The following is a 23,891-nucleotide window of genomic DNA, read 5'->3' on the forward strand; positions in this document are numbered from 1 at the left end:
CTCTCCCGTAGATTCCTGTAGCGGGTTCACATAGCAACCGTGCGTTTGATTCGTGTGTCTCTGCCCATCTGCGACCCCCAAACGAGGCGTCGCTTCGGTCGGGACGGACTGCGTGGCCCGCCGTTTCTATCACTTTGCTATCACCAGAGCCGGCGGGCGCCGACCACCCAACTTTTTCCCGGGTAGTGGCTTAGTGGATGACGATGGTCGACGCCGACGACGTGTGCATACTCATTCCGACCTACAACGAGGCGGCCACTATCGGGGACGTGGTGAGCGGCTTCGTCGCCGAGGGGTTCGACCACGTGCTGGTCATCGACGGGGGCTCGACCGACGAGACGCCCCGAATCGCGCGCGAGGCGGGGGCACGCGTCGTCGAGCAGTCCGGGAGCGGCAAGGGGCAGGCGGTCCGTGAGGCCATCGGGCTCATCGAGCGCCCGTACGTGCTGATGGCGGACGGCGACGCCACCTACCGCCCGGACGAGGCGCGGGAGATGCTCGCGCCCCTGTTCGCCGGCGATGCCGAACACGTCATCGGCGACCGCTTCGCGAACATGAAACCCGGCGCGATGTCGTCGCTGAACCAGGTCGGCAACCGCATCATCAACCGGGCGTTCGCGTTCATCCACGGGCGCGACCTCCAGGACATCCTCAGCGGGTACCGCGCGTTCACCACCCGGTCGGCCCGTCGGCTCTCGCTGACGGCCGACGGGTTCGGCATCGAGACGGAGATGTCCGTCGAGTGCGTCAAACACGGCGTCGAGACGGCCGTCGTCCCGATCACGTACGAACCCCGCCCCGACGAGTCTGAGACGAACCTCCGCCCGTTCCGCGACGGTGCGGTCATCCTGACGACGCTGTACCAGATGGCAAAGACCAACAACCCGCTCTTTTACTTCGGCAGCGTCGGCTCGCTCAGCACGCTCGCCGGCCTCGTGCTGGCCGCCTACGTCGGCGTCGAGTGGTTCACGCGGGGCATCTCCCACGAGGTGCTCGCCTTCATCGCCGGCGTCGGCATCCTCTTCGGCATCCAGTTGCTGATGTTCGGCGTCCTGTCGGACATGATTGTGGCGCTCAACCGCGAGCAGACGCGCCAGATAGAGCGACTCGCGGCCGAACTCGACGCCACCCCGCCGAAGGAAAGCGGACGTGAGACCGACGCGGCCGCCGGAGAGGAACAGGGCGGCCGGAGTCGCCTCGCTGGCGAGGAACGGGAGCCGGCCGAGGGCGACGGCGCGAGCGTCCGCGACTAGAAGGGGACCAGCGCCCGGAGCTGTGCCAGGATGCTCCGGGATGCGTTCTCGCGTCGCTTCTCGAAGACCGGGTGCAACGCGTTCAGCAGTTCCTGCTCGTTCTCGAAGCGCTGGCGCGGCGTCTCGGAGAGGGCGTCGGCCAGCCGCAGTTCGTTCCCCGCGGCGTCGACAGGGACCGACAGGTCGCCGTACTCCGAGGCCAGCGTCCCGCTCTCGACCGGGAACTCGACCGGCAGTTCGCTGATGCGCGCGTCGAGTGCGGCGATGCCGAACTCCACGACCTCCGGGCCGTCGTCGATGTCGTCTGTCGGCGGCTGAACTCCCATCGTGTGACTTCACGGATGCCTAACCCGAAAAGCCATCGGGTTCCGGGAGCGCGCGGCCAGCCAAGGAACCTACTCCGTGACTTCGAATGTAAAGTGCAAGGCCGGTAGCGGACGGACGGGATGGTTCTCGAGATACGAGAGATGGGGTCTGACCTCGAACTCGGGTTCGTCGTCTTTCGTCCGGAAGAGAGAGGGATAGACGTCGATGAAGTGATAGCCGGGCTCCCCGCTGGCTTTGAGCACCGTCCGGGTGACGCCCGGTTCGTCATCGTCGTCGACGCCACAGACGTACCCCACCGGGTCGTTGTCGTAGACGAAGTACTGCGCGTTTTCGTACTCGGTCCATCCGACACCACAGAGTTCGATAGTGATGTCGGTGCCGACCGGTCCTTCCGTGGGCTCTATCTTGCCGATGGACGGCTGCATCATGAACCCGGTTACGGCGACCGAACGGCCGTCAACCTCGGCCGTGATGGGTCGGGTCGCCCCGACATCCCTCGGAATCTCCACCTCTCGCTCGAAAGAACCGTTCGCGTCGGTGACGACGGTCGGTAACACGTCCGGTCTCGGCTCCGGCGTGATGGGGATACCCTTGACCCGGTGTCCCTTGTGGCGGTACCAGACCAGGTCAACCTCGGTGTGTGCCGGGAAACCCGACCCAGCGAGTATTGCGGTCGTTCCGGCCTGGCCCGAGTTCGGGGTAATCTCCAGTTCAGCGGGCGTGTCCTCGTCGAGATCCGGGTAGTGCAGGTCGATAGGGTTCTCCGGGAGCAACTCGTCCATCCAGGCCTCCGGTGGCTCGGACTCGGGTTCGGTCACCTCGACGGTCCAGGCGGACTGGCGTCCCCCGGCGACCGGGCCGTACGGCGACTGGGTGTTGTTCTGCAGAAAGGGCACGCCCCGGTGATTGCGCCAGACCTGGATGTTGTGCGGGCCGACGGGACCGGCGGCCCTGATTCTGGCCGTCGCAGTGCCGCGGTTCATCACGCCCGTCATGAATCCGACGTTCCCGTTGTCCCAGGTGACCTGATAGTTCGTCTGGAGGACGTTACTCCCGAGTCCGTACCCGACGATGGTGAACGTCTCGCCCAGCGGTGCCTCCGTTCTGTCGAGTTCGAACCAGGGTATGATGGTGTACTCCGTCACCGCGACAGGTTCGCCGGCCCGGTTCTGGAGCTCCATCCTGTGGCTGCCGCCGAAGTCCTCCGGCACCGCCCACTCCTCGACGAAGGTACCGTCGTCGTCTGTCCGGACGGTGGCGATGGCTTCGCTCCGGGGCTCGTACTGCGGGCCGACGATCTCGTTTGCCTGCACGACGCCCCAGGATCCCTCAAGGGAGTGCCAGCGGACCTCGAAGAACTCGTCGGTCGGGAGCCCTCGTCCCCGGATCGTCACGCTGTCGCCGACGTATCCCTCCGTTTCGCTCACGACGACCTCCCCTTGCGCATCCGAAACCTGCTGGTGGTCCCGGAGAGTCTCTTCGACTTCCTCGGAGATGTCGGAAGTGTCTCCCATACAACATTAAGGAAGACAGGATTGCTTAATCATTGGGTTCGATGGTCGTGGGGAACCTTCATCACACAACGGGTGCGAATCACCGACAATGAGCGGAAACACTGCAGTCGCCATCACGGTGTCGTCTTCGAGGGGTGACCGCCGGTGACCGGTTCCGAGTCCGACTGGCCCGATGACCCGGCGGAAGGAGGGCTCCCGTCGCCGTTGCTGCTCGTTCTCGCCGGGACGCTCGCGGTCCAGACGGTCCTGATGGTGTGGAGTCTGGCCGCCGACAATAGCACCGTCGCGGCACCGTCGTTCCTCCCGACGCTGGTGCTCGCGCTGTCGGGGGTTGCGGCACTCGCCGTCGTGATAGACGCCCGCTCGGCCGGCGGCTGGTGGCAGCCGCGGTGGCCGTTCTGGGTATTCGGTGTGGCCCTGCTCGGAGTCAACGTCGGCGTCGCCGCTGCCTACATTCTCCGGCGGCAGGAATCCGTGACGACGCCGGGACCGACGGCGCGCTGGAAGCTGGCAACCGTCTCCGCCGCCGGCGTCGCCGCCGTGTCGACGATGGTGTACGAAGGCCTGTTCGACGGCCCCGAGGGCCTCCTCGCGAGCCTCCTGGCCGTCGTGTCGCTGGGCACCGTCGGCTTCGGCCTCGCAGCCAACGTGTTCGACCTGCGGTACGTGACGAGCAGGCTGGACGGAACGGGGACGGGCTGGGTGATGGACGGCTATCACTGGCCCATCATGGTGATGGTGCTGATACCCGCGAACGTGCTCTTTGCGGTGCTGTATCTCTACCGACGGCGGCGGCTGTTCACGAAGGCCGGGCAGGCCGACACCGCGTCGGGCGTGGCCGAGACCGGACCCGACCCGGCTGGCAGCGGGGAGTCCCCCGACGACGTCGAGTGAGCCGTCGCCGGCAGCGGTAAACATAATCCACTCCGGTGAGAAGGGGGCGCTGTGCAGCTTCCGCTGGATGAATCGCTGCTGGAGGCGCTGAGTCTGTGGGCTCTGGCCGCCGGTCTCGCCTACGCAGCGTACGTCCTCGTGCGAGCGGGCGGCCTCCGGCCGCTCACCGACAGACTCCGTCGCCGGTTCGTTCTCGGCGTCCCGTGGGGCACGCTCATCGTGGTACTGGGCGTCCTCGGGGTGTACTTCCTGCTCCAGGGCGGCGGCCAGCGCGGCGGCCCCGTGGTCGTCGCCTTCCGCTCGTGGTCTTTCTCGTACCCGTTCGGCCTGGTCCTGGCCCCCTTCTCGCACGCCAACGAGGGACACATCACCGGGAACCTCCTCTCGACGCTGGCGTTCGCACCCGTCGCAGAGTACGCCTGGAGTCACTACGCGACCGAACGAGGTAGCCACTCGTTCGGCTCCTGGCGGACGAACCCGTTCGCCCGCATCGCAGCCTTCGTCGTCGGCGTCTTCGTCGTCGGCGTCATCACGAGCGTGTTCATTCCCGGGGCGCTCATCGGATTCTCCGGCGTCGTCTTCGCCTTCGGCGGGTTCGCTCTGGTGACGAAGCCGGTGCTCGCGGTGTTCGCGCTCCTCGGCGAGCGCGTGGTCAGACTGGCCTGGCGGGCCCTGGAGAGCCCCGTCGTCGTCACGGAGGGACGCCAGCAGTTCGTCACGCCGTTCTGGGCCGACATCGCCGTGCAGGGCCACGCGATGGGGCTGCTCATCGGCATCCTGCTGGGCATCTACGTGGTCCGCCGGCGCGAAGCCTGGCCCAGCCTCCGGTGGGTCTGGTTCGCCGCGCTCGTGTTCACCGCCACGAAGTCGCTCTATGCCCTGTACTGGTACCTCGCGAGCACCCGCTACGTCCTCTTCCAGGCGGCCGGTGTGGCCGCAATCGTCGTCCTGGCGACGGTGGTCGCCGTCGCGCTCGCCCGGTCGGACCGCACGCTCGTCCCCCGCATCGACCTCCAGCGCAGGGAGGCTGCCGCGGGGGTGTTGCTGTGTATCGTGCTCGGGCTCGCGCTCGTCTCGGTCCCCTACAACGCCATCTCGGTGTCGTCCGGGCCGGAGGCCGACACCGGGGTCGAGGTCCGCGACTTCACCGTCACCTACGTGGAGGACGTGCCCGACAGGTACATCTCCGCCGTCGAGATTCCGGTGCTCCGGGACTCGTTGCAGGTGAACACCAGCGGCGTCGTCGTCACGAGCGAGGACCGGGACGCGTGGGAGGCCGTCGTCCCGGCCGGCCGTCTGGCGGTGCGGGGGTACGCCATCGTCCCACTGGGCGGCGTCGGCTGGCGCGAGACGGTCGTGGTGAACCGCTCTAGCTGGAACGTCCTGGGCGGCGGGAGCACCTACAAGGTGTTCGTCCGCAAAGAGGGCGATCCGCCAAAACAGGTGTTCACGTCGGAGCCGGCCAACGTCTCGGCGGTCATCTCGAACCGGACAATCCAGATACGGCCGGTCGACCCCGGGTTCGAGGTCGCTGTCCGGCGAAACGGGACGCTGCTGGCGACAGCCCCGATTCCGTCCGCGGGGAGCAACGCGTCGCTGGCGGGACTGCGGTTCAACAGGACGGACGACACGTTGCGCGCGCTCGACAATGGAACGCGCATCGATATCGCCCGGCGCGGACAGGGCTCGTGACTACCACTCGATGCGGAACACTTCCACGTCGATCTCCTCCCGGTCGCTGTCGTGGTGGTCGAACGCGCGCGGGAGTTCGAACTCCGCGGCGAATGCGTGGGTGACCTCGCCGCCCTCGTCGGCGGCGAAAGATTCCACGAAGTCGACGCTGTCGGCGTTGTGGATGGAGTAGGAGACGTCGGCGATATCCGCCGTCGTCGAGAGGAATGCGCGGTCGGCGTGTTCGTTGCCGGTCTGCGCGCCGAAGGGCGGGTTCATGATGACCGTCGTCGGCCCCGACGGACACAGCGGCGCGGCGGTGGCGTCGCCGCGGACCCACGCGACCGAACTGCTGGTCGCCACCCGGCGCTCGTTCTCCCGGGCGGTCGACAGGGGCGCGGGGTCGATGTCGAGGCCCACGACGGTCTCGGGACCGCGCAGCGCGGCCGCGAGCGCCAGCATCCCGGTGCCACAGCCGAGGTCGACGACAGTACGACCCTCGATGTCGCCCTGGAGGTCGGCCGTGTGAACGAGGTGTGCGGCCAGTTCCGGCGGCGTCCGGTACTGTTCCAGGTCCACCCGCGGGTCGTCGAACCCGGCCACCACGCCGAGTTGCTGTGTCAGCGCGCTCTTCGTTGCCATCGAGAGTCAATACCTCCACGTAATACAAAAATCTTGGTGCATGAACGAGAGTAATTCACGTCGTCACGCCCGCGCGAGCGTCGCGAACGTCTCCGAGCGCTCCGCGGCGAACTCGACGGTGAACCCGGCGTCCCCGAGGAGGTCCCGGGCACGCGATGCGTCGAACCGTTCGCTCCGCGGCGGGCCGGACTCGCCGTTGCCCTCGGCCGACCAGTCCACGACGACGAGGGGAGCGCCCGGCGCGAGGACGCGGTGCAACTCCGCCAGCGACGCCGGGGTCGTCGACTCGTGGAACGTCATCGTCGAGAAGGCACCGTCGGCGGTATCCGCCGTGAGCGGGAGCGCCTCGGCCTCGGCAGTCACCGGGACGACGTTGGGTTCCATGCCGTTCTTGCGGTGGAACTCGTGCATCTCCTGCTGGACGTCCAGCGCGAGCACGCTGTCGACGAACGGCGCGATTTCGCCGGTGTAGAAGCCCGTCCCGCTGCCGAGGTCCAGAATCCGTCCGTCGCGGGGCAGGTGCTGGAGCAGTTCCTCCCGCGAGCAAAAGCGAAAGCGCGAGACGTCGTCCAGGCGCTCGGCCTGGCTCGCGTCGAATGTGTGAAAGCCCATCTTACCAGGTCCCGTGGAAGGTGTCGAACTCCAGTTCGTCAAGCGGTTTCTCGCCGATGGCGATCTCGTACTCGCCGGGCGTGAGCATCGGCTTCTTGAACTGCGGGCCGTCGTCGGTCGTGATGCGCGGACAGCCAGTGTTCACGTAGGCGTCCATCCCGAAGTTCGTCAGCCGGTCCGGCGTCACCTCGTCCATCGTGATGAGGTAGGCGTCGTCGTTGTTCTGGACGATTTCCTGGGCCTGCTCCCAGCGGCCCTGGCCGATTTTGGTGCAGAAGATGACGCCCCAGGTGTCGGCGTCCATCGCCTTGTGGACCGAGGCGTAGCGCTGTTTCATGAACTTCTCGTTGTCGGCTATCTTCACGACGTTGTTGACGGGGTCGCCGATGACCACCTTCTTCTCGGGGTGTTCCATCGCGAGGCCGAGCGGGTGGAACTTGCCGCCGCCGACGTACAGCACCTGGTCGGCGTCGACCTCCGCGGACGCATAGTTGCAGCCGAGCACCTGTCCCTCGTGGGTGAGGCGGTCGTCGCCGCGGCGGGTGTGGACCGTGTAGCCGCGGTCTTCGAGGAACGTCCGCATCTCGTCGAACTTGTTCATGTGCTGGGCGGTGGTGACGAGGCCGACGTCCGGGTCCTCCTCGGGCGGGGCCAGCTCCTCGTCGAGACACCGCTCCATGATGGGGAACACCTCGACGTTCGAGAAGAGCGGGACGTAGATGATGCTGTCCGACTCCTTCATCGGCGAGTGGCCGAAGTGGACGAAGACGTCGGTCCGGCGCATCAGGTAGGTGTCGAGGTCGCAGGCACCGTAGCAGGGCTGTCCGGATATCATCACGGCCACGTCGTCGGGGAGCAGTTCGCGGAGGTCGTCGGCGACGCCGGGACCGCGCCGTTTCAACCCTTCGGGGAACTGGAGGCCGACCGTGTCGGCGTCCCGTTCGGAGACGGCGTCGGCGATGCGGTCGAGTTCGTAATCCCACTCCCGGTCGTGTTTGAGGGCCATCCCCGTGTTCCGGAGGTCGCCCTCGGGCCCGTTCGTGGTGTCCTGACTCATTGCCCCTTCGTACCGTCTCGGAGCGTATAACGACGGCGTTTCGTGCTATCCGGGTGGCGAGTTGCGGCGGACGCACGGCCCCTCACGGCATCGGAGAGCCTTTAGGCGACCACTCCCTATCCGGTGGCAATGAGCATCGAGACCGATACGGCAGACACCGAGGAGACCATCGAGGACGCGGCCCGCGAACTCGGCGAGGCGATCGCCGAGATGCCGGTCTACCAGGAGTTCCAGGAGGCGAAGGCGGCCGTCGAGGCAGACGAGGAGGCCCAGGAGCAGATTCGCGAGTTCGAACAGATCCGCGAGGAGTACATGATGGCCCGCCAGACCGGCCAGGCCGAACAGGAGGACCTGCGGACGCTCCAGCAGGCCCAGGAGGAACTCCACGACATCCCCGTCATGCGCGAGTTCCTGCAGGCACAGAACGACCTGGAACTGCGCCTCCAGGCGCTCAACGAGCACATCAGCGAACCGCTGGCGGTCGACTTCGGCGAGAAGGCCGGCGGCTGCTGCCAGGACTGAGAGGGGCGGCGGGCAGACGACGCCCCGGCGTTCGTCTCCACTGAGGGATACACAGATTTTAGACGCCGACAGGCGGAGAGGGTACCATGGAGACTGTCCACAGCGACTGGGGCGACTGGCTCCCCCGGGCCGTCGCCGACGCCGACCCCGACGGGCTGGCGCTCTGGTATCTCGGCTGCAACGGCTTCGTGCTGAAAAGTTCTAGCGGGACCACGCTGTTCATCGACCCGTATCTCGGAACAGGGGACCCGCCCCGGACCGTGCGGATGATTCCGGTGCCGTTCGACCCCGCGGACGTCGAGGAAGCCGACGCCGTCCTCGCGACACACGAACACACCGACCACGTCCACGGCCCTTCGGCGGGGCCGATTCTGGCGGCACACGACGCGAGCTTCTACGGACCGGACGCCAGCATCGACGTGGTCCGTGAGGAGGGATGGCTCGACGAGTGGGACGTCGAACCGGGGCAACTCGAACGCGTCAGCGAGGACGACGCGATGCGCATCGGCGACCTGACCGTCCGCGTCGAACCGGCCAACGACCCCGACGCGGCCCACCCCGTCTCCTACGTCGTCGAGCACCAGTCGGGGACGTTCTTCCACGGGGGCGACGCCCGACCGGGTGCGTTCGAAGATATCGGCGAGCAGTACGACGTCGACCTGGGCGTGCTGGCCTTCGGCAGCGTCGGGATGATTCCCGACAAGGAGACCCGGGAGCCAAAGCGGACGAAGTGGTACAACGACGAGAACATGCTGGTCGAAGCGGCCCAGGAGGTCGGGATGGACACGCTCGTCCCGACCCACTGGGACATGTGGAAGGGGCTGACCGCCGACCCGACGGCGCTCGTCGACCACGTCCGGAGTTTCGACCACCCATCGAATCTGAAAATCGTGGAAATCGGCGACCGCCTCGACGTCTGACCGCCGGAGGGCCCCGCTACGCCCGATTATTCACTTTGAGAAACAGTAAGTAGCTTTAATACAGTACAAGCAGGCACATGAACCATGAGTGATTCGCAAGCATATGAAGAGGTGGCCGTCTCTTCGGACGGGATAAGCGTCGTCAAACGCTTCGAGGAGGACGAGTTCCCCGTTCCGGCCATCGCGTTCGAGTTCGCGTCCGAGCGCGACGACGATGTACTGGTGCGTCTGACCGACGCGGTTCCGGAGGGCGTCGAGGTCGAGGACCTGGGATTCCACCCGGAGTACGGCAGCGAGCACTGGACGATAGACGAGGACCACATCACCTTCGAGCGCGCCATCTCGGCGGGCGCGGAGTACACGACGGTCTACGGCATCCGGGCGACGGGAACCGACGACGTCGAGCAGTTCCTGAGCGAGCCGACCATCGAGGAGGTCGACCCGCCGTCCGCCGGGAGCGACGCCGGCCAGGGAGCCGACGGCATCATCTCCGAGAGCGACGACGACGTGGTTCGCGACGTCATCTCCGGGGAGGGAGAGGTTCCCGGACTCGAAGACGAGGACGACGAGACGCCCCAGGACGAGGACATCGACACGCTCGACCTCAAGGACCCCAACGCGACGGACGGCGCGAGCGCACCCACCGGAGACAGCAGCGACGGTGACGCCAGCGACGAGGACGGCAGCGACGAGGACGGCAGCGATGGGGACGCCAGCGACGTCGCCGTCGAGGGGTCGGTCGTCGCCGCGATGGCGAACGAAATCCGGGAGAACGAGGTTTCGGTCGAGGACATGGAACTGCTCGTCAAGGCGGTCGAGGAACTGTCCGACGACGACGAGGAGCCAGACGGCGTCAACGAGGCCCGCATCGAGCGCATCCAGGGGGACATCGCGGACCTCCGGGCCTACACCGACGCGCTGGAGGAGTTCCTCGACGAGAACGGCACCGGCGAGCAACTCATCTCCGGGTTCGAGGAGCAACTGGAGGAGTTCAGTTCGGACCTCGAAGCGATGCAGTCGGAGGTCGACTCGACGGCGGAGACCGTCGAATCCGTCGAGGGCGAGATGGACGACCTCCAGGCGGAGATGGAGTCGGTCAGCCAGACCGTCGAGGACCTGGAGACCACCGTGGAAGACCTGGAGGAGCAGGTCACGGAGGGCGACCTGATGGAGCGCATCGAGGACATCGAGGAGAACCTGGGCGACCTGCAGGACTGGCAGGACCAGATTCGGTCGACCTTCGGCGGCTAGTCAGGCGGTCGCACCCGCGTCGAAAACCGGTCCTGTTTTGTCCGCGGCTGTATTCGATGCGCCCAATGAGTACTGTACGGGTGGCTGTGCCCCGGAAGGGCCGTCCGCTTGAGGGTGTCCTCGAACGGCTGGCGCGGCTCGCCGGCGCCGAGGAGACGGCCGACGACATCATCTCGACGCTCCGGTTCGAGAAGTCCATCACCAAGGACCGGAGCGAAGCCGACCGGGACGTCTACGAGCGGCTGGCGGCCTACAGCGACCTCACGGACCGGACCGCGCCGGAGTACACCCTGTTTCGCGACGACCGCGACGGGATGCCCCGCCGCATCGTCTTCGACAGCGTGACCATCCCGACCGGTGACGTGGACGTCCAGCTGGTCGGCCGGGAGGAGCCCTTTCGCGCCCTGCGAACCCACGAGTTCGCGCTGGGATTCGACAGCGCCGACCTGGTCCTCGAAGAGGTCGTCCAGCTGCGCGACGAGGCAATCGCCGGACTGGACGAGATAAACGACCGCATCGACCCGCTGGACACCGACGTCCGCGTCGTCTCGGGACTCGGCGATACGGTCCACCACACCCTCCTCGCCACGCCGGCGGTGCTGGCGGGGGACGGCGACCTCGACCGGGCGTTCGTCCGCGACTACGAGGGGCCGCTGTGTATCTCGCCGCGCTACGAGCGACTCGTCGAGGCGGTTCTCGGAACGGGGACCCTCGACGGCATCGAGTTCACCTACCCCGAGGAGGGCGTCGAGGAGGAGACCGCCATCGCCGAGACCGGCATCGGCGTCTACCTGACTGTGACGGGGTCGACCGCCCGCGACAACGGCCTCGTCCTGGGTGAGAAGCTGTTTCCGAGCGAGACCGTGCTGCTCGCGAACGAATCCGAGGTCGACGCGGCGGCCGCCCACGTTCGGGACCTGCTCGCCGGGCAGGTCGACGCCCCGGTCCAGTGAATCCCCTCCCAAGGGGAAGATTTTAGCCCGAATCGGCCGATGCACCTGTCGTGACTGGACAGCGACGTGTACTCCTGGGTGCGGGACTGATTATCGCACTCGTCGGAGCCTTCGTCCTCTCGCAGGTGCTGGCAACGGTCGTCGTCGCTGTCGCCGCGAGCTACATGCTGGTGCCGGTCCACCGCTGGGTCGTCGGTCGCGGCATTCCCGGGTACTGGAGTGCCATCGCCACGACAATGCTCGGCGTCCTCGTCAGCCTCCTGCTCCTGATTCCCTTCGTTTTCGTGCTCTACCTCCGGCGGCAGGCGGTCATCGACGTCCTCACCTCTCTCGACGGTTCCTACCCGATTATGGTTGCCGGGGAGCGGTACGTCCTCGACCTGACGCCGCTACAGGAGGCGATTACGCCGAACATCTCCCGGCTGGCGGTCTTCCTGGGTCGGGAACTCTCGGTACTCGCCGCGAAGTTCATCGTCTACGCCTTCGTCGTGTTCGCGCTGCTGTACTACCACAACCGGCTGCGATCGCTCGTCTTCGGTCCGGTCCCGCCGAGTTACCACGGTCTCATCGAGACGGTGCACCGGCGCATCCGTGAGGTCCTGTTCGGCCACTACGTCCTCGTGCTCATCGGGGGCGTGACGACGTACCTCGCCGGGCTGGCGGTCTTCGTCGGGCTGGACTACTCGGTCCCGTACGCCCTCGCGCTGGCAGGAGCCGTCCTGTGGGTGTTGCCGTTCATCTCCGCCGCGCCGCTCGTCTTCGCGCTCGCTGTCTTCCACGTACTGGCCGGTCAGACGATGATGGCCCTGTCGGTCACCGTCCTCGGCGGCCTCTTCATCGTCGCACTGCCGACGTTCACGGTGAACCTCGCCCGCGCGCGCTTCGACGACCCGAAGCGACTGTCACAGACGCTGTACTTCGTCGGGTTCGTCGGCGGCGGTCTGACCGTCGGTCTCGTCGGGTTCATCGCGGGCCCCCTCGCGCTGACGATTCTGAGTACGCTGTTTGCGAACCTCGACCAGGGCGGGGCCAGCGAGTCGCTGTCCGACGAGACTGCGTGACTCGACGATTCCCCAGTAGGGTGTCGCCGGCAGATTTCGTCAGTGTTGCATCTCTACGAGCGGTCGCATGTCCTGTTGGTCCAGTTCCCATTCGAGGTACTGTCTGACCGCCTCTCGCAGTGGGCGATGTTCGATATCGAGGTCCCGCCTGGCCTTCGAATTGTCCACGAGCACGTCCCCGGTGTCGAAGAAGTAGAGTAACTCGCTCTCGAAGCCTGCGGGTGGTCTGGTGAAGGTTTCGACGCCCGATATCGCGTGGCCGAGCCACCTGAACACGCTCCCCGGGACCGACCGCGGTGCCTCGATGCCCGTGAGTTCCTCGGCGATGTCGAAGGCCTCGTCCAACCTGCGCGGTTCGCTCGCGATGAGGTACTCCTCACCGGGCTCGCCCTTCCGCATCGCCCGGTAGATGTTCCGGGCCGTGTCCTCGACGTAATCCATGGACAGGACGAAATCCCTCGGCAGAATCGGCAGGTCGTCGTTCAGGTAATCCGTGAACGCTCAGCGGGGCATTCGCAACTGACACATTTTTCGAACGGTTAAAAGGCTACAAACGAATCTCGCAATAGCTGGATTTTCATCACCCAATCTCGCCCTGAAACGAGGACGACTAAGCGAAACGAATCCTAATCATCAACTATCAAGTAATTAAATGAGGAGAATCCGCCGAACTGGACAGTGCTGCCGCTCACGATTTTCGGGCTCGGAACGCAGAAAGCTGTATTATCCGATGTCTCGCAGGAACTCACCGAGTGCTCGCACGAACGTCTTGGCCGTGATTACCGGCGGCGACCGAATATCCTCGTCCATCGCCACCTTGAGCAGGTAGTCGGTCAGCCGCCACAGGTTGTAGATGAGCGAGGCCAGCACGAACTTACAGAGGCGAACCCGGTAGTCCTTCGACGATGTTTTCGGCAGGAAACTCTTCACGGACTTGAACTGATTCTCGATATCCCACCGACGATCATACGTGTTGCAGACTTTGTCGATCTCTTCCGGTTCGACACGGTCTCGATTCGTCACGAACACAGCGTAGTTCCCGTCCGCATCGTCACTCGTAGTCGGCGTGTACAGAAATTCCGCAGTGTGGTGGACCTCGCCATTCTGGCCGAACGGAACATCGTGCTTCACAGCTGCGTCCGCGTCATCGTGGGCTTCGATGTTCTTGATCGCCGTGTAGTCGTCTTCGTATTTCGGGACAGGCGACGTGTAAAGCAGGTCACGATCATCGATTTCAGCATAGACAGCGTTGCTGTAGAAGCCGCGGTCCAACAGCACTTCATCGAGATCAACGAACCGCTCTGCTTTATCCAGAAGTCGCGCAACAATATCGCCTTTCGAGTACGACGGCGACCCGTCCGGCTCCCACTTCGAGTTCTCCTTGACAGGCTCAACACCGAGGATTATCGGGGCGTTATCGCCAACCAACGTGATCGTGGCGTACTTGTAGCCGCGCAAATATTCGTCATCCTTCTTGTAGCCACTGACCATGCGCGGGAACCCGGGTTTCGGGATTCCAGCGTCCTTGTCCTCCCACGGCCAGACGTGGTACTGCTCGTGCGTGATATCGATGGCCGCGATGGTTTTCCGGTCCTCGAACGGGTCATCCCCGCGAATCGAATTGATGACGTTCTCCGTCGCCGCATCGAACGACTCCATGAGGGCATCACGGATACGGTCGATCTTCGGCATCGCATCCGCCTCAGCATAGTCCGAGAGTGAGGGCTGTGCGTCGTCGTCTTCAGGTGTGGCAATCAGCTTGATCGCACGGAGGAACGTTTCATCATCGCAGGTCAGGTCATCGTCAGTGAGCCAGCCGTACTCGCCTTCGGAGTGAGCGCTGCCCTTGTTCGCGCAGAGAGTGGTCACTGCAACTATTGAATAGTCAGTGAAGAGCGTTACAGAACAGTGGTTGCGAGCAAGGCGAAGCCACCGATTCTGTAGCTGCTCGCCCGTCTTCGTTTACTATTCAGTTCTTGTGCATACCACTCTACGCGCGAACATATCCAGAATCGCTTCATCTGAGTAGGTCCGGTGGGCCGCTCGCCCGGTCTCGAACTCCGGGAGCACGTGCTTGCGAGCGAGGTTGATCAGCTTCGTCGCCTTCTGCTTCTGGTATTCTTTATCGGTCTGACCGTCGTCCTCGTCCGCCTCCTCGTCGGGAAGAACCGGGACAAGCGCCTCGGATATAACGTCGTGCTCGACAGCAACTTGCCCAATGCCTTCTGCAGCGGCCTCGACGATATTCTGTGTGTCGTCACTGAAATTGCACCAGGCATACGAGAGGTCCTGCTGTGACGGGGCCGCATCGAGGGTATTTACATCAAATTCGACACTCTTGATTAGGTTCGAGCGGGTGCTGAGTTGGTCAGCGAACTCGTTTTGGGAAAATCCGCGAATCCGCATGAAGAGATGGGCTTTAACCATCTCTTCGGTTTCGAAATCTGCCTTGGTCTGGTCACGCTCGTCAGTCAGGGAGGCAACGGGTATTGAAAGCTGGTTGATAACGTCCCACAGGTGGTCCTCGTGCTGGCAGAGCGACTCTGCGTGCACAACGATGGACTCAGCGACTGCGGGATCGTCACGTACCACGAGCGGTTACTCCTGGTGACCCACCTTGTCAGCGGTCAGTGACTCGCTTCGAATTATCCGAGACATGGGCTGGTATGAGACAGACCAAGGTAGCTCAGTTCGAACCATATTCAATGGGGTGTTGCTTCCGAATCGTTCCACCACATACTACGAACTCGGTAGTTTTGAAGGGTTTAGAGTGGCGAAAACGAAACTTTGGATGTTTTCCGAAACTTTGGTTCGAGTCGCTCTTTGAGTTCAATCTAAACTATTGATTTAGGTCGAACCACATGATTCATGATAGCACTGGTACAAACGAGGTGAATAGTGGCTGATCGCAATGATGCAGGGGGAGAGGCGGGTGCACCATCCCCCGATGAGTTCGACGAAAGTGAGATAGAACGGATTGGAGAGTTCCTTTCGAAGAAAGGTGGAGTGATGCTATTAGCCGAGCTGCAGGCTGAACCGAAGCGATTCGTGGTGCTACGGGAAGCCCTGAAAATCAGTTCAGCAACGATACGGAACCGACTCAAAGACGCTAGAGAACTCGGATTAGTGTCTGACGATCCCGTGTATAATGATCAGGGTCAGAAGTGCCATCCGCTGACCGCAAAAGGCCAAGTCATAGCAGATGAGTTGCAGTTGACAGACCTCGCCCGTATTCAGAAGCAAATCTGGAAATTAGAAGACGAATTCGGAAACCATCTTGAGGAATTCGAAACCACACTCAGACAGAAAACGACGGAACTGAACGATGAATTCCAGCATGAGTTGACTAGGAGATACAATTAACAGACAGCCTATTTCCGACGAATGAGGGCGTCATGAAGCACTTCACAAGGAGTTGGTTTCAAGTTGGATAGCGGTGAATCGACTGCTCAGTGTATCTGCTTAAATATCATGACAAATAGTGGCATGATGGTGATCTGTGGTGGAGATGCGTCGAGGAGTGGGTAGGTACACCTTGTTATTATTTTGTCGCCTCCGTGGAAAACGTCTCGCCGAATATATTCCGGTGTTCGGCTCGAACCGTTTGTGGTAATTCGGAGGCAAATGTTAGCTCAAGTTCGTACGTTTCGGAGCCTAATGAGTCAGGGCATCTAGATCCGAGTTTCGCCGGAACAACGAGACTATAGAGGATATTTTCAGTTGTGTGATGGGTGAGTGAATCCAAAACCAATTCGTGACATGGATTTCCCGATTCGGCTGTACCAGTAATTCTGATTTGATCGTCATCAGCGATGAACTCAACCTCCGGCGTGGTATTGCTTTCAGAGGCTGAATCTGTGCTGTATTCGATTGACCCCACCTCTTGCGGTTTGTATATACGTTGGGTGTCATTCCCAAGAGAAGAGCATCCAGCCCCAAGCGTGAGGCTGCTTAGAAGGAGTGATGAAAAGGCTCGCCTATTCATGTATCCGGTTATGTTCTCAAATTCAAAATATCTGTTCCCTCTGTATTGAGCGTTCCAGCATTGTAAGCTCTCAGGGTGGGAGAACATCATCGTCAAGGAATTCAGAACAATCCACAGGAATACTAGCCCACGCGTTCTTGACGACTTCGTATCCCGTCCACCCTTCCGTCCGAATCATCTCGCCTGACGCCTCACAGAACTCGGCCTTCGAAATGAACTCGTTATCGAAGAGAACGTAGAGCAGATACGGCGGTCCCACAACGTCAACATCGTATCCATGGTCATCAACCAGTCGCCTGATCGACCGGCGTGCGGCTCCATCGAGGAGTGAGACGACCTGATACGAGTCACCGTGTTCGGAAAGCTCCTGCTTCAGCGATTCTTCACCCGCATCCGGCCCATGTGGCCGGGGAACGACCGTCACGCATGACCACGACGAGGAATCGTCGTCTACGTGATCGAGCACGCGCTGGCTGCCTCGTTTCAGGTACTGTTCGCGGCTTCCTTCGGGTGCGTACGTGTTCGAGTTGACGTGGTTCTGTAGTTCGTGCTTGCAGACGTTCGTGGTCGTGAGAGCGAGCGACTCCGCCAGTACGTCCCACTGGTTGGTGTTCGCAACGGCAATCAGGGAACTCGTATCGGCCAGGAGTGGGTGGCGAGTGTCACTCGCCATCGCTATCAGCGAGGAATGTTGAGGTGTCCCGCTCCATTGCCGACTCGAATGCCTCTTTCTCCGCTTCCATCTGGTCGATTTTCTCACCGAGGAGAACCCGAGCCACGTCTTCATCGATCTCACCACGGCTGTATCGTTCGTAGACCGCGATCTCGTCCTGTTCGTCCAGAGACCGGCGGAGCATCTCGATCAACCCGGTCCGGGCAAGCTCGCTCACATTGACGCCGCCGATATGAATTTCATCAAGGAGCTCCGCAGCCTCTTTTTCGGCTCCGGCACGGAACTGAATCGTCTTATCGTAGCTTGAACCGCTCATAGAGAGGCGTTCGCCGCGCAGGGAGTTATATGTTATGACGTGTATGGACTTGTTAGTACATCTCTCTTCGGTGTCTCAGTACGCGAGTTTCATCTCAATTTGTGATCGCCGTCGCTCCTCTATACAGTATCACAGTATACTGACTAATGAGGGACCTGACCGGGCTATCGGACTTCTCTGAGCCGGTGATGACTTAGATATTGTTGGCCGGTTGGTGCTTTGTAGATTTCTACATTCGGAACTTGTGACTGAACGCCCAATCATTCGATATAGTGGAATGCGGTTTATGACTTGCAGGTAGTCCGCCCACTGGGCGACTTACAGGATTTTGTAGATATTCGATTCGTAGACATCCCTGACGCGATTACCCCAGTCGTGGGTGTAGGTGTCGATGATGTCCTGTGCGACGTCGCCGCGGAGGTACTTGACGATGCCGCGGTCGCCGGTTCTGTCCCGGAGGTGCGTCGTGAAGAAGTGCCGGAAGTAGTGGGGAGTGACGTTCTCCTCGGGGCCGCCGCCCTCGCTGTACCACCCGTTGTCGCGGGCGTGGCGTTCGACGATGTGGTGGACCATATCGGGCGTGAGTCGCTTGCCCCACTCGTTGCTCGTGCTGACAAAGAGCGGCCGTGCAGAGGAACGAGGGTCGGGACGAACCGCCAGCCAGCGAGCCAGGACGCGGGCGAGTTCGTCGTCCACTGGGACCGTCGTCGCCCGCTGTCGCTTGTTGGACGCAGTACGGCGCTCGCCGTTGTACTCGGTCCCCTCGGCGGGTTCGGCGGCCACGTAGATTGAATCCGGCCGTGCCTCTATCTGTGGCCGCGACGGCAGTTCGACCGGCGCAGCACCGACCGCGAGGTCTCTGAGGTCGAGATTACACAGTTCGCCGGCCCGCATCCCGGTCTTCAGCAGCGTCACCAGGACCGCGCGGTCGAGCGGGTGTGCCACGGTTCCCACGAAGGCAGCCATCTCCGGGACCGAAATGTCTCGTCTGGCGGGGTCGGTGTTTATCGATTCGTCTATCTCCTCCAGGACCAGCGACATCGGATTGTCCTCGAATCGCCCGACCTGGGACATGTAGTCGTAGAACCGGTGGAGGTAGGAGGCGTACGTGGCGACGGTACTCTCGGCGACGGACCCGCGGAGTCCGTGGATGTAGGCCATGCAGTCACGGTGGTTCGCGTCGTCGAACGTCAGGTCCCGCGAGTCGAGGTAGGACTCGAAGTCACGCAGGACCCGCTCGTAGGCCGTCCGAGTCCGCTCGGTCTTGCCCTGGTAGGTGATGTCGTCGAGGAAGTAGGCCACGGGGTCCCGGTCGACCTGTCGTTCCCCGCTCATGCTTCCAGTGTGTATCCGCCGTGTCGGCCGCTGTACCGGACTCTGTCGGCCGCCTGGAGGACCTGTAGCGTGTCCTCCAGACGGCTCTCGATGTCGTCAGAGACCGCTGCCAGGAGTTCGTCCCAGGAAAGGTACTCGTCGGCAGAGAGGGCGTCGAGGACGCTCTCCTCGATAGAAGCGGTGGCAGCCTGCACCGGTTCGGTGTCGTCCTCGACGGAGTCTTCGTCGCCGTCGGAAGGAGTCGGTTCGGTCCGCCCCTCGAAGCCGCGCCGACCAGCCTGCACCATCGCTTTGACGAACTCGCTTCTGCTCATGTCGAGCTCGTCGGCGTGGTCGTCCCACTCCTCGCGCTGGTACGCCGGCACGTACGTCTTCACGACTGTCCGTGAGGTGTCCCTGTCGGAATCGGCGGCCATACCGGTGCGTCTCGGGCCACCCACATCAAATTATCCCCACATACCCAGCTAAAGGACATTATTTGTGTTCTTAGCGAGTGTATCTCTGCATAGTAGTAGGATAGACTACAGTTCAAAAGACTACAGACACAGATAAAATACTTATTTGTGAATGTAGTTCGGCCACTGCCAGAATTTACCAACTAGCCATCATTTGAGCAGGTAACTCTTCGTACCCGGTCCTCAGAGCTCTGACCCCCGGAGTTACGTGTCGAGGACACTGCCACACCGGCCTTTTATATAACACAGCTGCACGTCGTGGTGGGGTGACCTCGGCCAACAGACTCGGGCGAGCGCTGGTGGGTCGAACGCCCAAGAGGCACCGGCAGATTCCGCTCCTCGCGGCCAGCGCCAGAGGGAAACGCGCCGAGCGAGTGTATCGAGGTGTCATGAACCGGGTCCCTGCACCAGCACCGTCCAATCGGACGGTCGTCGACACCTACGACCGGCTGGCGTCCCTCTACGACTGGTTCGTGACGCCGCTGGAGGCAGGAACGAGTGCGCGTGCCCTGAAACTGCTCGGACTGCGTGGTGGCGAACGAGTCATCGAGATCGGCTGCGGACCAGGGCGCGCGCTCACGGCGCTCGCCGAACTGAGCGGACCTGACGGCGAGGTTCTCGGTATCGACGCCGCAGCGGGGATGGCCGAACGTGCGCACCGGCGCATCAGCGGGCGAAAACACGTGAGGGCGGCTGTGGCCCGGGCCGACGCGCGGTCGCTCCCCATCGCCGATGGCGTCGCAGACGTCGCGTTCGTCGAGGATACCCTCGAACTGTTCGCGGGCGAGGAGATGGCTGCCGTCGTGTCCGAACTCCACCGGATTCTCCGCCCCGGTGGCCGACTGTGCGTCGTCACGATGGAGCGAAGCCACGCCGAGGCGACCGCCTTCGTTCGCGGTTACGACTGGGCTTTCGAACACGTTCCGGGGTTCGAACGCTTCGGCTGTCGCCCGGTCTACGCCGTCGAGGCCCTGGCGGCTGGGGGATTCGACATCCAACTGCGGGAGCGCCACCGGCGGTGGAACGTCTGGCCGGTCGACGTCATCATCGCGACTGCAGAGTGAACAGACGAGTTACCATACGGAACCCACACCATCGCTCACTCAGCCCGTGGGGCCGAACGTTCAACAGTCCACTGCTGGCCGGCCCGCGTGGACTCTCGCCGACCAGCGAGGTCCTGACACTCGGATGCTCAGTTTGTCGACCTTCTACCGAAGTCCGGTTCTTACCATCACAAATATCTAATGAGTTTTATGTCCTACGCTAAGCAACAAATACTTGCACGCTCTTGTGGAGTGTTACCAATTGACATGAAAGTGCGGGGCTGCCTCGAATGCGGGAAGAGATAAATTGTATGTCGCTATACGGAAATTGACGCTAGTCGGAAAGTGGGTGTTTCCGGAACACGCGAACTCCGGATTGGCGACAGTGCCGATGGAGAGTCGGTCCAGAGGTAGGGACGCACCGTTCCCGCAGGACGTCGGTCGACTAGCAGCGATCCGACGACGTCGACAGCAGCGCATCGAACACGCGTCGCTCGGCCTCGCGGAGGTGGTGATGGAAGGTGGGCGGCGCGATGCCGAGGTCGGACGCGAGAGACTCACCAGTAGTCTCGCGCGGCCAATCGAAGAAGCCCCCGTGGTAAGCAGCTTCGAGGACCGTCCGCTGCCGGTCGGTGAGGTCGGCGAACGGGTCGCGCCGTTCGGCCGGCGACCAGCCGGTCTCCCGCCGGACCTGGCAGCGCTTGACGAGGTCTGCGCTGGGGTACGTCTCGTAGACGGTCTCGATGACAGAGCGTACGTCTGCACTCGGAGCGACGTGAACGCGCATCTCGTAGTCCCCGTCCTCGATGACGGCCTCCTCGACGCTCCCACCGAGAGCGGCGAGCGTCGACAGCACCGGTGGCTCGCTGAGACGGAGTTCGAACCTGTCCCCGGTGTCCGCGAGGTCGACCTCCCGCCAGTGCGGGAGGAGGTCGACGAGTTCGTCCAGCGCGTCGACGCCATCCGGCGTGACCGTGCCGTAGACGAGAAACTCGTCGTCGCCCAGCGGGAGTGCCGCGTCTATCCGGACGGTTCCGCCGGGTGCGGCCGTGCCGCCGAGGCTGTCGAAGAGGTCACGGATTCTGAACTGCAATTCGACGACGTCGTCGCTCATCAGGGCGCGCTTTCGCTCGGTCGCCGCTATCGCGTACCCGACCACCTCACCGAGCTGGGTGACGACGGCGAGTTCCTCGCCCTCGAAGGCGTGTGGCCGGTCGGCGTAGACGTTCAGGACGCCGTAGGTACTCCCGGCGTGGACCAGCGGCACCGCCACCGACGAGCGGAACTCGTGGGCTTCGACGTGGTTCCGCCAGGGGTCGTGGTCGCCGGTGTCCGCGACGTCGGCCGTCACCTGTGGCTCACCGGTCAGCAGCGCACGACCCGTCGGCCCGCCGCTGCGCTCGTCGTCCGGGTCGACGCTGATGGTGATGTCGTCGAGATAACCATCGACGCCGGCCTCGGTCCGGAGCGCGACCGTCTGGGAGTGGACGTCCGGCTCGCCGATCCATGCGAACTCGTAGGAACCGGACCTGGCCAGGCGCTCGCAGACGGTGGTCTCGATTTCGGCCCGGGTCGACTGCTCGACGACCGCCTCGATTATCTCGCGGGCGACGCGGTTCAGGTTGTTGAGCGCGGCGAGGCGTTCGCGTTGACGGGCCATCACCCGCTCGTCCTCGCGGCGGGTCAACGCGTTGGCGAGGATGCTCGCGACGGACTGGACGAAGTTCACGTCCTCCTCGGAGTACTCCCGCGGGGCCGTGTCGTGGACGCCGAGGATACCCCACGGGGACTCCGGCGGGCCGATTATCGCACTGATGCCGCTTGCCACGCCGTGGTCCCGCAGGAGCGCGGGGCCGTCGAAGCGGTCTTCTGTGGCGAAATCGGACACCACGACCGGCTCCTGGCTCTCCAGGGTCCGCGCTGCCTGGGACCGGTCCTCGACAGCCGAGACGGTCTCGGTCCCGACCACGTCGTCCTCCCAGCCCACGCCCTGTCGGAACAGTAGTTCCTCGGCCCCCCGGTCCAGTTCCAGCACCTTGCAGTACTCGGCACCGATGACATCGGCCACTTCTCCGACGACGATGCTCAGCAGGGAATCGAGGTCGTGGTCCGCAAGTGCCTGCTGTCCGAGGTCCGAGATGACCTCTAACTGCTGGATGCGCCGCTGGAGTTCTCCCTCCTGTGCGACGTGCTCCGAGATGTTCTGGGACATTCCGACCGCCCCGGAGACGTCGCCGTCCTCGTCGTGGATGGGGACCATCCGGAACTTGTAGGTCTCCGGACCGAACTCGCTGGTGAACGAACGGGTCTCTCCACTCAGCGCGGCCTCGTAGTGGGGGACCAGTAGTTCGGCGATGTCTCCCGGCAGTACGTCGCGGAGGTGTCGCCCCTCCAGTTCCTCCAGCGAGACGTCCGGAGCAGCAGGCGTCAGGCCGCCGATGGCCAGGCACTCCAGGCTGTGGTCGACCAGCACGACGACCCCGTTCGGGACGTGTTCGACGAGCGTCCGGTACCGGTCGAGGGACGCCAGAGCAGCGCTTCCGTCATCGACACTTTGCGGCCGCTCTGACGGTGAGCGGATGTTTTCGCGGTTACTCGACACCGGGCGCGGTCGCCACCAGACCCGGCCGCTGGACCCGACCTTCTTGGTCCGCAGACGGTCGTGGTCGACGAGCCGCTGGAGCCGTTCGTACGTGCTCCGCCGGCCGAGGTCCAGGTCCGCAGCCACCTCGGTTGTCGTCCGGGGCGCGCCCGTCGCGTCGAACAGCCCGAGCGTCTCGCGGAGCGTCTCGGTGAAGGACTCGGCTGTCACGTCCGTCGAGAATCGGTCCGTAGCTATCAACCCTCCGCCGCCGGAGGGTCCAGAGATGCACAAAGGGAGGCCCTATCTGGGATACAGCGGTACACGTCCGGCATGCAAGCGTACGTACTCGACCACAGTCTGCAGGCATTGTTCGCGCGCGAGCACTAATCAGTTCTAGACGTGTGTTAGGGCGACCCGGCACCTCGGGATTCGTAGGCACCGACCCGACGACGGCTAGTCGGAACAAGAATCATGACACAGTATGCCACAGACCTGAGCGAAAGCGAGCGGCACAGGGTCCTCGCCTCTGGACGGCGACGGACCGTTCTGAACATCATCGTGGGACAGACCGGTCCGCTCGAACTGGAGGACCTCGCTACCGAGGTGGCGCGAGCGGAGTTCGACGGACAGCCCTCGACCGAAGCGACAGTGGGGCGCGTGCTCGCCTCGTTGCACCACCGTCACCTTCCGATACTCGACGAGTTCGGCGTCGTCGACTACGATAGCGAGTGCAAACAGGTGGCCGTCGTCGCGACGGCCCCCCGACGTCTCGTCGGTCACCCCTGAGACGACGAGGGGTACCCCGCCAGTCCCGCCCCGCGCC

The 23,891-nt window shown here is 63.4% G+C and carries 23 protein-coding genes and 1 pseudogene; 11 read left to right on the forward strand and 13 right to left on the reverse strand.

Features of this window, described 5'->3' with window-relative positions; translation table 11 throughout:
- Positions 1–203: 203 nt before the first annotated feature.
- Entirely contained in the window at positions 204–1,253 is a 1,050-nt protein-coding gene (gene aglJ / locus WDJ57_RS02365; protein ID WP_338903559.1) for an S-layer glycoprotein N-glycosyltransferase AglJ, read from the forward strand.
- Here aglJ and WDJ57_RS02370 read toward each other — a convergent pair.
- Positions 1,250–1,579, reverse strand: a complete 330-nt coding sequence (locus WDJ57_RS02370; protein WP_338903561.1) for a hypothetical protein — start codon at positions 1,577–1,579, stop codon at positions 1,250–1,252. The genes aglJ and WDJ57_RS02370 overlap by 4 nt on opposite strands.
- Before the next feature lie 69 nt (positions 1,580–1,648).
- Positions 1,649–3,094, reverse strand: coding sequence for a hypothetical protein (locus tag WDJ57_RS02375; protein ID WP_338903563.1), 1,446 nt, complete (start codon positions 3,092–3,094; stop codon positions 1,649–1,651).
- A 144-nt stretch (positions 3,095–3,238) separates the two neighbouring features.
- Between WDJ57_RS02375 and WDJ57_RS02380 the strand changes: the two genes are divergently transcribed.
- A complete protein-coding gene (locus WDJ57_RS02380) occupies positions 3,239–3,988 on the forward strand; it encodes a hypothetical protein (RefSeq protein ID WP_338903565.1) in 750 nt (249 codons plus the stop codon).
- A 51-nt stretch (positions 3,989–4,039) separates the two neighbouring features.
- Positions 4,040–5,680: a rhomboid family intramembrane serine protease gene (locus WDJ57_RS02385; protein WP_338903568.1), complete on the forward strand. Its 1,641-nt coding sequence runs from the start codon at positions 4,040–4,042 to the stop codon at positions 5,678–5,680.
- On the opposite strand, the gene WDJ57_RS02390 is transcribed toward WDJ57_RS02385, so the two are convergent.
- The 3 genes from WDJ57_RS02390 to dph2 all read right to left on the reverse strand — a co-directional run bounded on the left by WDJ57_RS02390 (position 5,681) and on the right by dph2 (position 7,970).
- A complete protein-coding gene (locus WDJ57_RS02390) occupies positions 5,681–6,301 on the reverse strand; it encodes an METTL5 family protein (RefSeq protein WP_338903570.1) in 621 nt (206 codons plus the stop codon).
- A gap of 63 nt (positions 6,302–6,364) precedes the next feature.
- Complete coding sequence (locus WDJ57_RS02395) at positions 6,365–6,913, reverse strand: class I SAM-dependent methyltransferase (RefSeq protein ID WP_338903572.1); 549 nt, start codon at positions 6,911–6,913, stop codon at positions 6,365–6,367.
- 1 nt (position 6,914) lies between these two features.
- A complete protein-coding gene (gene dph2 / locus WDJ57_RS02400; protein ID WP_338903574.1) occupies positions 6,915–7,970 on the reverse strand; it encodes a diphthamide biosynthesis enzyme Dph2 in 1,056 nt (351 codons plus the stop codon).
- A 129-nt stretch (positions 7,971–8,099) separates the two neighbouring features.
- Between dph2 and WDJ57_RS02405 the strand changes: the two genes are divergently transcribed.
- The 5 genes from WDJ57_RS02405 (at position 8,100) to WDJ57_RS02425 (ending at position 12,677) form a co-directional block, all read left to right on the forward strand.
- Positions 8,100–8,492 (forward strand): YlbF family regulator, encoded by a 393-nt coding sequence (locus tag WDJ57_RS02405; RefSeq protein ID WP_338903576.1) that lies wholly within the window; start codon positions 8,100–8,102, stop codon positions 8,490–8,492.
- 86 nt (positions 8,493–8,578) lie between these two features.
- Positions 8,579–9,412 carry an MBL fold metallo-hydrolase gene (locus WDJ57_RS02410; RefSeq protein ID WP_338903577.1) on the forward strand — a complete coding sequence of 278 codons (834 nt, stop codon included), beginning with the start codon at positions 8,579–8,581 and terminating at the stop codon, positions 9,410–9,412.
- Positions 9,413–9,496: 84 nt separating this feature from the next.
- Positions 9,497–10,663, forward strand: coding sequence for a hypothetical protein (locus tag WDJ57_RS02415; RefSeq protein ID WP_338903579.1), 1,167 nt, complete (start codon positions 9,497–9,499; stop codon positions 10,661–10,663).
- A gap of 65 nt (positions 10,664–10,728) precedes the next feature.
- A complete protein-coding gene (locus WDJ57_RS02420) occupies positions 10,729–11,616 on the forward strand; it encodes a hypothetical protein (protein WP_338903581.1) in 888 nt (295 codons plus the stop codon).
- Between the two features lie 50 nt (positions 11,617–11,666).
- The gene (locus WDJ57_RS02425; protein WP_338903583.1) at positions 11,667–12,677 is read left to right on the forward strand and encodes an AI-2E family transporter; all 1,011 of its coding nucleotides are present in this window, start codon (positions 11,667–11,669) and stop codon (positions 12,675–12,677) included.
- Between the two features lie 39 nt (positions 12,678–12,716).
- Here WDJ57_RS02425 and WDJ57_RS02430 read toward each other — a convergent pair whose 3' ends face one another.
- The 3 genes and pseudogenes from WDJ57_RS02430 to WDJ57_RS21570 all read right to left on the reverse strand — a co-directional run bounded on the left by WDJ57_RS02430 (position 12,717) and on the right by WDJ57_RS21570 (position 15,269).
- A complete protein-coding gene (locus WDJ57_RS02430) occupies positions 12,717–13,118 on the reverse strand; it encodes a hypothetical protein (protein ID WP_338903585.1) in 402 nt (133 codons plus the stop codon).
- Between the two features lie 282 nt (positions 13,119–13,400).
- Positions 13,401–14,537, reverse strand: a pseudogene (locus WDJ57_RS21565) (transposase); the annotation flags it as partial.
- A 105-nt stretch (positions 14,538–14,642) separates the two neighbouring features.
- The gene (locus WDJ57_RS21570; RefSeq protein ID WP_380630190.1) at positions 14,643–15,269 is read right to left on the reverse strand and encodes a hypothetical protein; all 627 of its coding nucleotides are present in this window, start codon (positions 15,267–15,269) and stop codon (positions 14,643–14,645) included.
- Between the two features lie 306 nt (positions 15,270–15,575).
- Between WDJ57_RS21570 and WDJ57_RS02440 the strand changes: the two genes are divergently transcribed.
- A complete protein-coding gene (locus tag WDJ57_RS02440; protein WP_338903587.1) occupies positions 15,576–16,040 on the forward strand; it encodes a winged helix-turn-helix transcriptional regulator in 465 nt (154 codons plus the stop codon).
- Positions 16,041–16,732: 692 nt separating this feature from the next.
- On the opposite strand, the gene WDJ57_RS02445 is transcribed toward WDJ57_RS02440, so the two are convergent.
- From WDJ57_RS02445 to WDJ57_RS02460, 4 genes are all read right to left on the reverse strand, one after another.
- A complete protein-coding gene (locus tag WDJ57_RS02445; RefSeq protein WP_338903589.1) occupies positions 16,733–17,335 on the reverse strand; it encodes a hypothetical protein in 603 nt (200 codons plus the stop codon).
- The gene (locus WDJ57_RS02450; RefSeq protein ID WP_338903591.1) at positions 17,325–17,651 is read right to left on the reverse strand and encodes a hypothetical protein; all 327 of its coding nucleotides are present in this window, start codon (positions 17,649–17,651) and stop codon (positions 17,325–17,327) included. Before WDJ57_RS02450 ends, WDJ57_RS02445 begins: the two co-directional genes overlap by 11 nt.
- Positions 17,652–17,969: 318 nt before the next feature.
- Positions 17,970–18,986: a tyrosine-type recombinase/integrase gene (locus WDJ57_RS02455; protein ID WP_338903593.1), complete on the reverse strand. Its 1,017-nt coding sequence runs from the start codon at positions 18,984–18,986 to the stop codon at positions 17,970–17,972.
- The gene (locus WDJ57_RS02460) at positions 18,983–19,402 is read right to left on the reverse strand and encodes a DUF5805 domain-containing protein (RefSeq protein WP_338903594.1); all 420 of its coding nucleotides are present in this window, start codon (positions 19,400–19,402) and stop codon (positions 18,983–18,985) included. The genes WDJ57_RS02455 and WDJ57_RS02460 overlap by 4 nt, the downstream gene beginning before the upstream one ends.
- Before the next feature lie 428 nt (positions 19,403–19,830).
- On the opposite strand from WDJ57_RS02460, the gene WDJ57_RS02465 reads away from it, so the two are divergent.
- Positions 19,831–20,505, forward strand: coding sequence for a class I SAM-dependent methyltransferase (locus WDJ57_RS02465; protein WP_338903595.1), 675 nt, complete (start codon positions 19,831–19,833; stop codon positions 20,503–20,505).
- A 424-nt stretch (positions 20,506–20,929) separates the two neighbouring features.
- Here WDJ57_RS02465 and WDJ57_RS02470 read toward each other — a convergent pair whose 3' ends face one another.
- On the reverse strand, positions 20,930–23,296 hold the full coding sequence (locus WDJ57_RS02470) for a bacterio-opsin activator domain-containing protein (protein WP_338903597.1): 2,367 nt from the start codon (positions 23,294–23,296) through the stop codon (positions 20,930–20,932).
- A gap of 243 nt (positions 23,297–23,539) precedes the next feature.
- Between WDJ57_RS02470 and WDJ57_RS02475 the strand changes: the two genes are divergently transcribed.
- Positions 23,540–23,854 carry a DUF7344 domain-containing protein gene (locus WDJ57_RS02475; RefSeq protein ID WP_338903599.1) on the forward strand — a complete coding sequence of 105 codons (315 nt, stop codon included), beginning with the start codon at positions 23,540–23,542 and terminating at the stop codon, positions 23,852–23,854.
- Positions 23,855–23,891: the final 37 nt, after the last annotated feature.

This window comes from Salinibaculum sp. SYNS191 (genome assembly GCF_037338445.1).
GTDB lineage: Archaea > Halobacteriota > Halobacteria > Halobacteriales > Haloarculaceae > Salinibaculum > Salinibaculum marinum.

What these genes read in the sequence shown, in the direction of transcription:
- aglJ (WP_338903559.1), top strand. Translation starts at nt 204, where the DNA reads ATGGTCGACGCCGACGACGTGTGCATACTCATTCCGACCTACAACGAG.
- WDJ57_RS02370 (WP_338903561.1), bottom strand. Translation starts at nt 1,579, where the DNA reads ATGGGAGTTCAGCCGCCGACAGACGACATCGACGACGGCCCGGAGGTC.
- WDJ57_RS02375 (WP_338903563.1), bottom strand. Translation starts at nt 3,094, where the DNA reads ATGGGAGACACTTCCGACATCTCCGAGGAAGTCGAAGAGACTCTCCGG.
- WDJ57_RS02390 (WP_338903570.1), bottom strand. Translation starts at nt 6,301, where the DNA reads ATGGCAACGAAGAGCGCGCTGACACAGCAACTCGGCGTGGTGGCCGGG.
- WDJ57_RS02395 (WP_338903572.1), bottom strand. Translation starts at nt 6,913, where the DNA reads ATGGGCTTTCACACATTCGACGCGAGCCAGGCCGAGCGCCTGGACGAC.
- dph2 (WP_338903574.1), bottom strand. Translation starts at nt 7,970, where the DNA reads ATGAGTCAGGACACCACGAACGGGCCCGAGGGCGACCTCCGGAACACG.
- WDJ57_RS02405 (WP_338903576.1), top strand. Translation starts at nt 8,100, where the DNA reads ATGAGCATCGAGACCGATACGGCAGACACCGAGGAGACCATCGAGGAC.
- WDJ57_RS02410 (WP_338903577.1), top strand. Translation starts at nt 8,579, where the DNA reads ATGGAGACTGTCCACAGCGACTGGGGCGACTGGCTCCCCCGGGCCGTC.
- WDJ57_RS02415 (WP_338903579.1), top strand. Translation starts at nt 9,497, where the DNA reads ATGAGTGATTCGCAAGCATATGAAGAGGTGGCCGTCTCTTCGGACGGG.
- WDJ57_RS02420 (WP_338903581.1), top strand. Translation starts at nt 10,729, where the DNA reads ATGAGTACTGTACGGGTGGCTGTGCCCCGGAAGGGCCGTCCGCTTGAG.
- WDJ57_RS02430 (WP_338903585.1), bottom strand. Translation starts at nt 13,118, where the DNA reads ATGGATTACGTCGAGGACACGGCCCGGAACATCTACCGGGCGATGCGG.
- WDJ57_RS02445 (WP_338903589.1), bottom strand. Translation starts at nt 17,335, where the DNA reads ATGGCGAGTGACACTCGCCACCCACTCCTGGCCGATACGAGTTCCCTG.
- WDJ57_RS02450 (WP_338903591.1), bottom strand. Translation starts at nt 17,651, where the DNA reads ATGAGCGGTTCAAGCTACGATAAGACGATTCAGTTCCGTGCCGGAGCC.
- WDJ57_RS02455 (WP_338903593.1), bottom strand. Translation starts at nt 18,986, where the DNA reads ATGAGCGGGGAACGACAGGTCGACCGGGACCCCGTGGCCTACTTCCTC.
- WDJ57_RS02460 (WP_338903594.1), bottom strand. Translation starts at nt 19,402, where the DNA reads ATGGCCGCCGATTCCGACAGGGACACCTCACGGACAGTCGTGAAGACG.
- WDJ57_RS02465 (WP_338903595.1), top strand. Translation starts at nt 19,831, where the DNA reads ATGAACCGGGTCCCTGCACCAGCACCGTCCAATCGGACGGTCGTCGAC.
- WDJ57_RS02475 (WP_338903599.1), top strand. Translation starts at nt 23,540, where the DNA reads ATGACACAGTATGCCACAGACCTGAGCGAAAGCGAGCGGCACAGGGTC.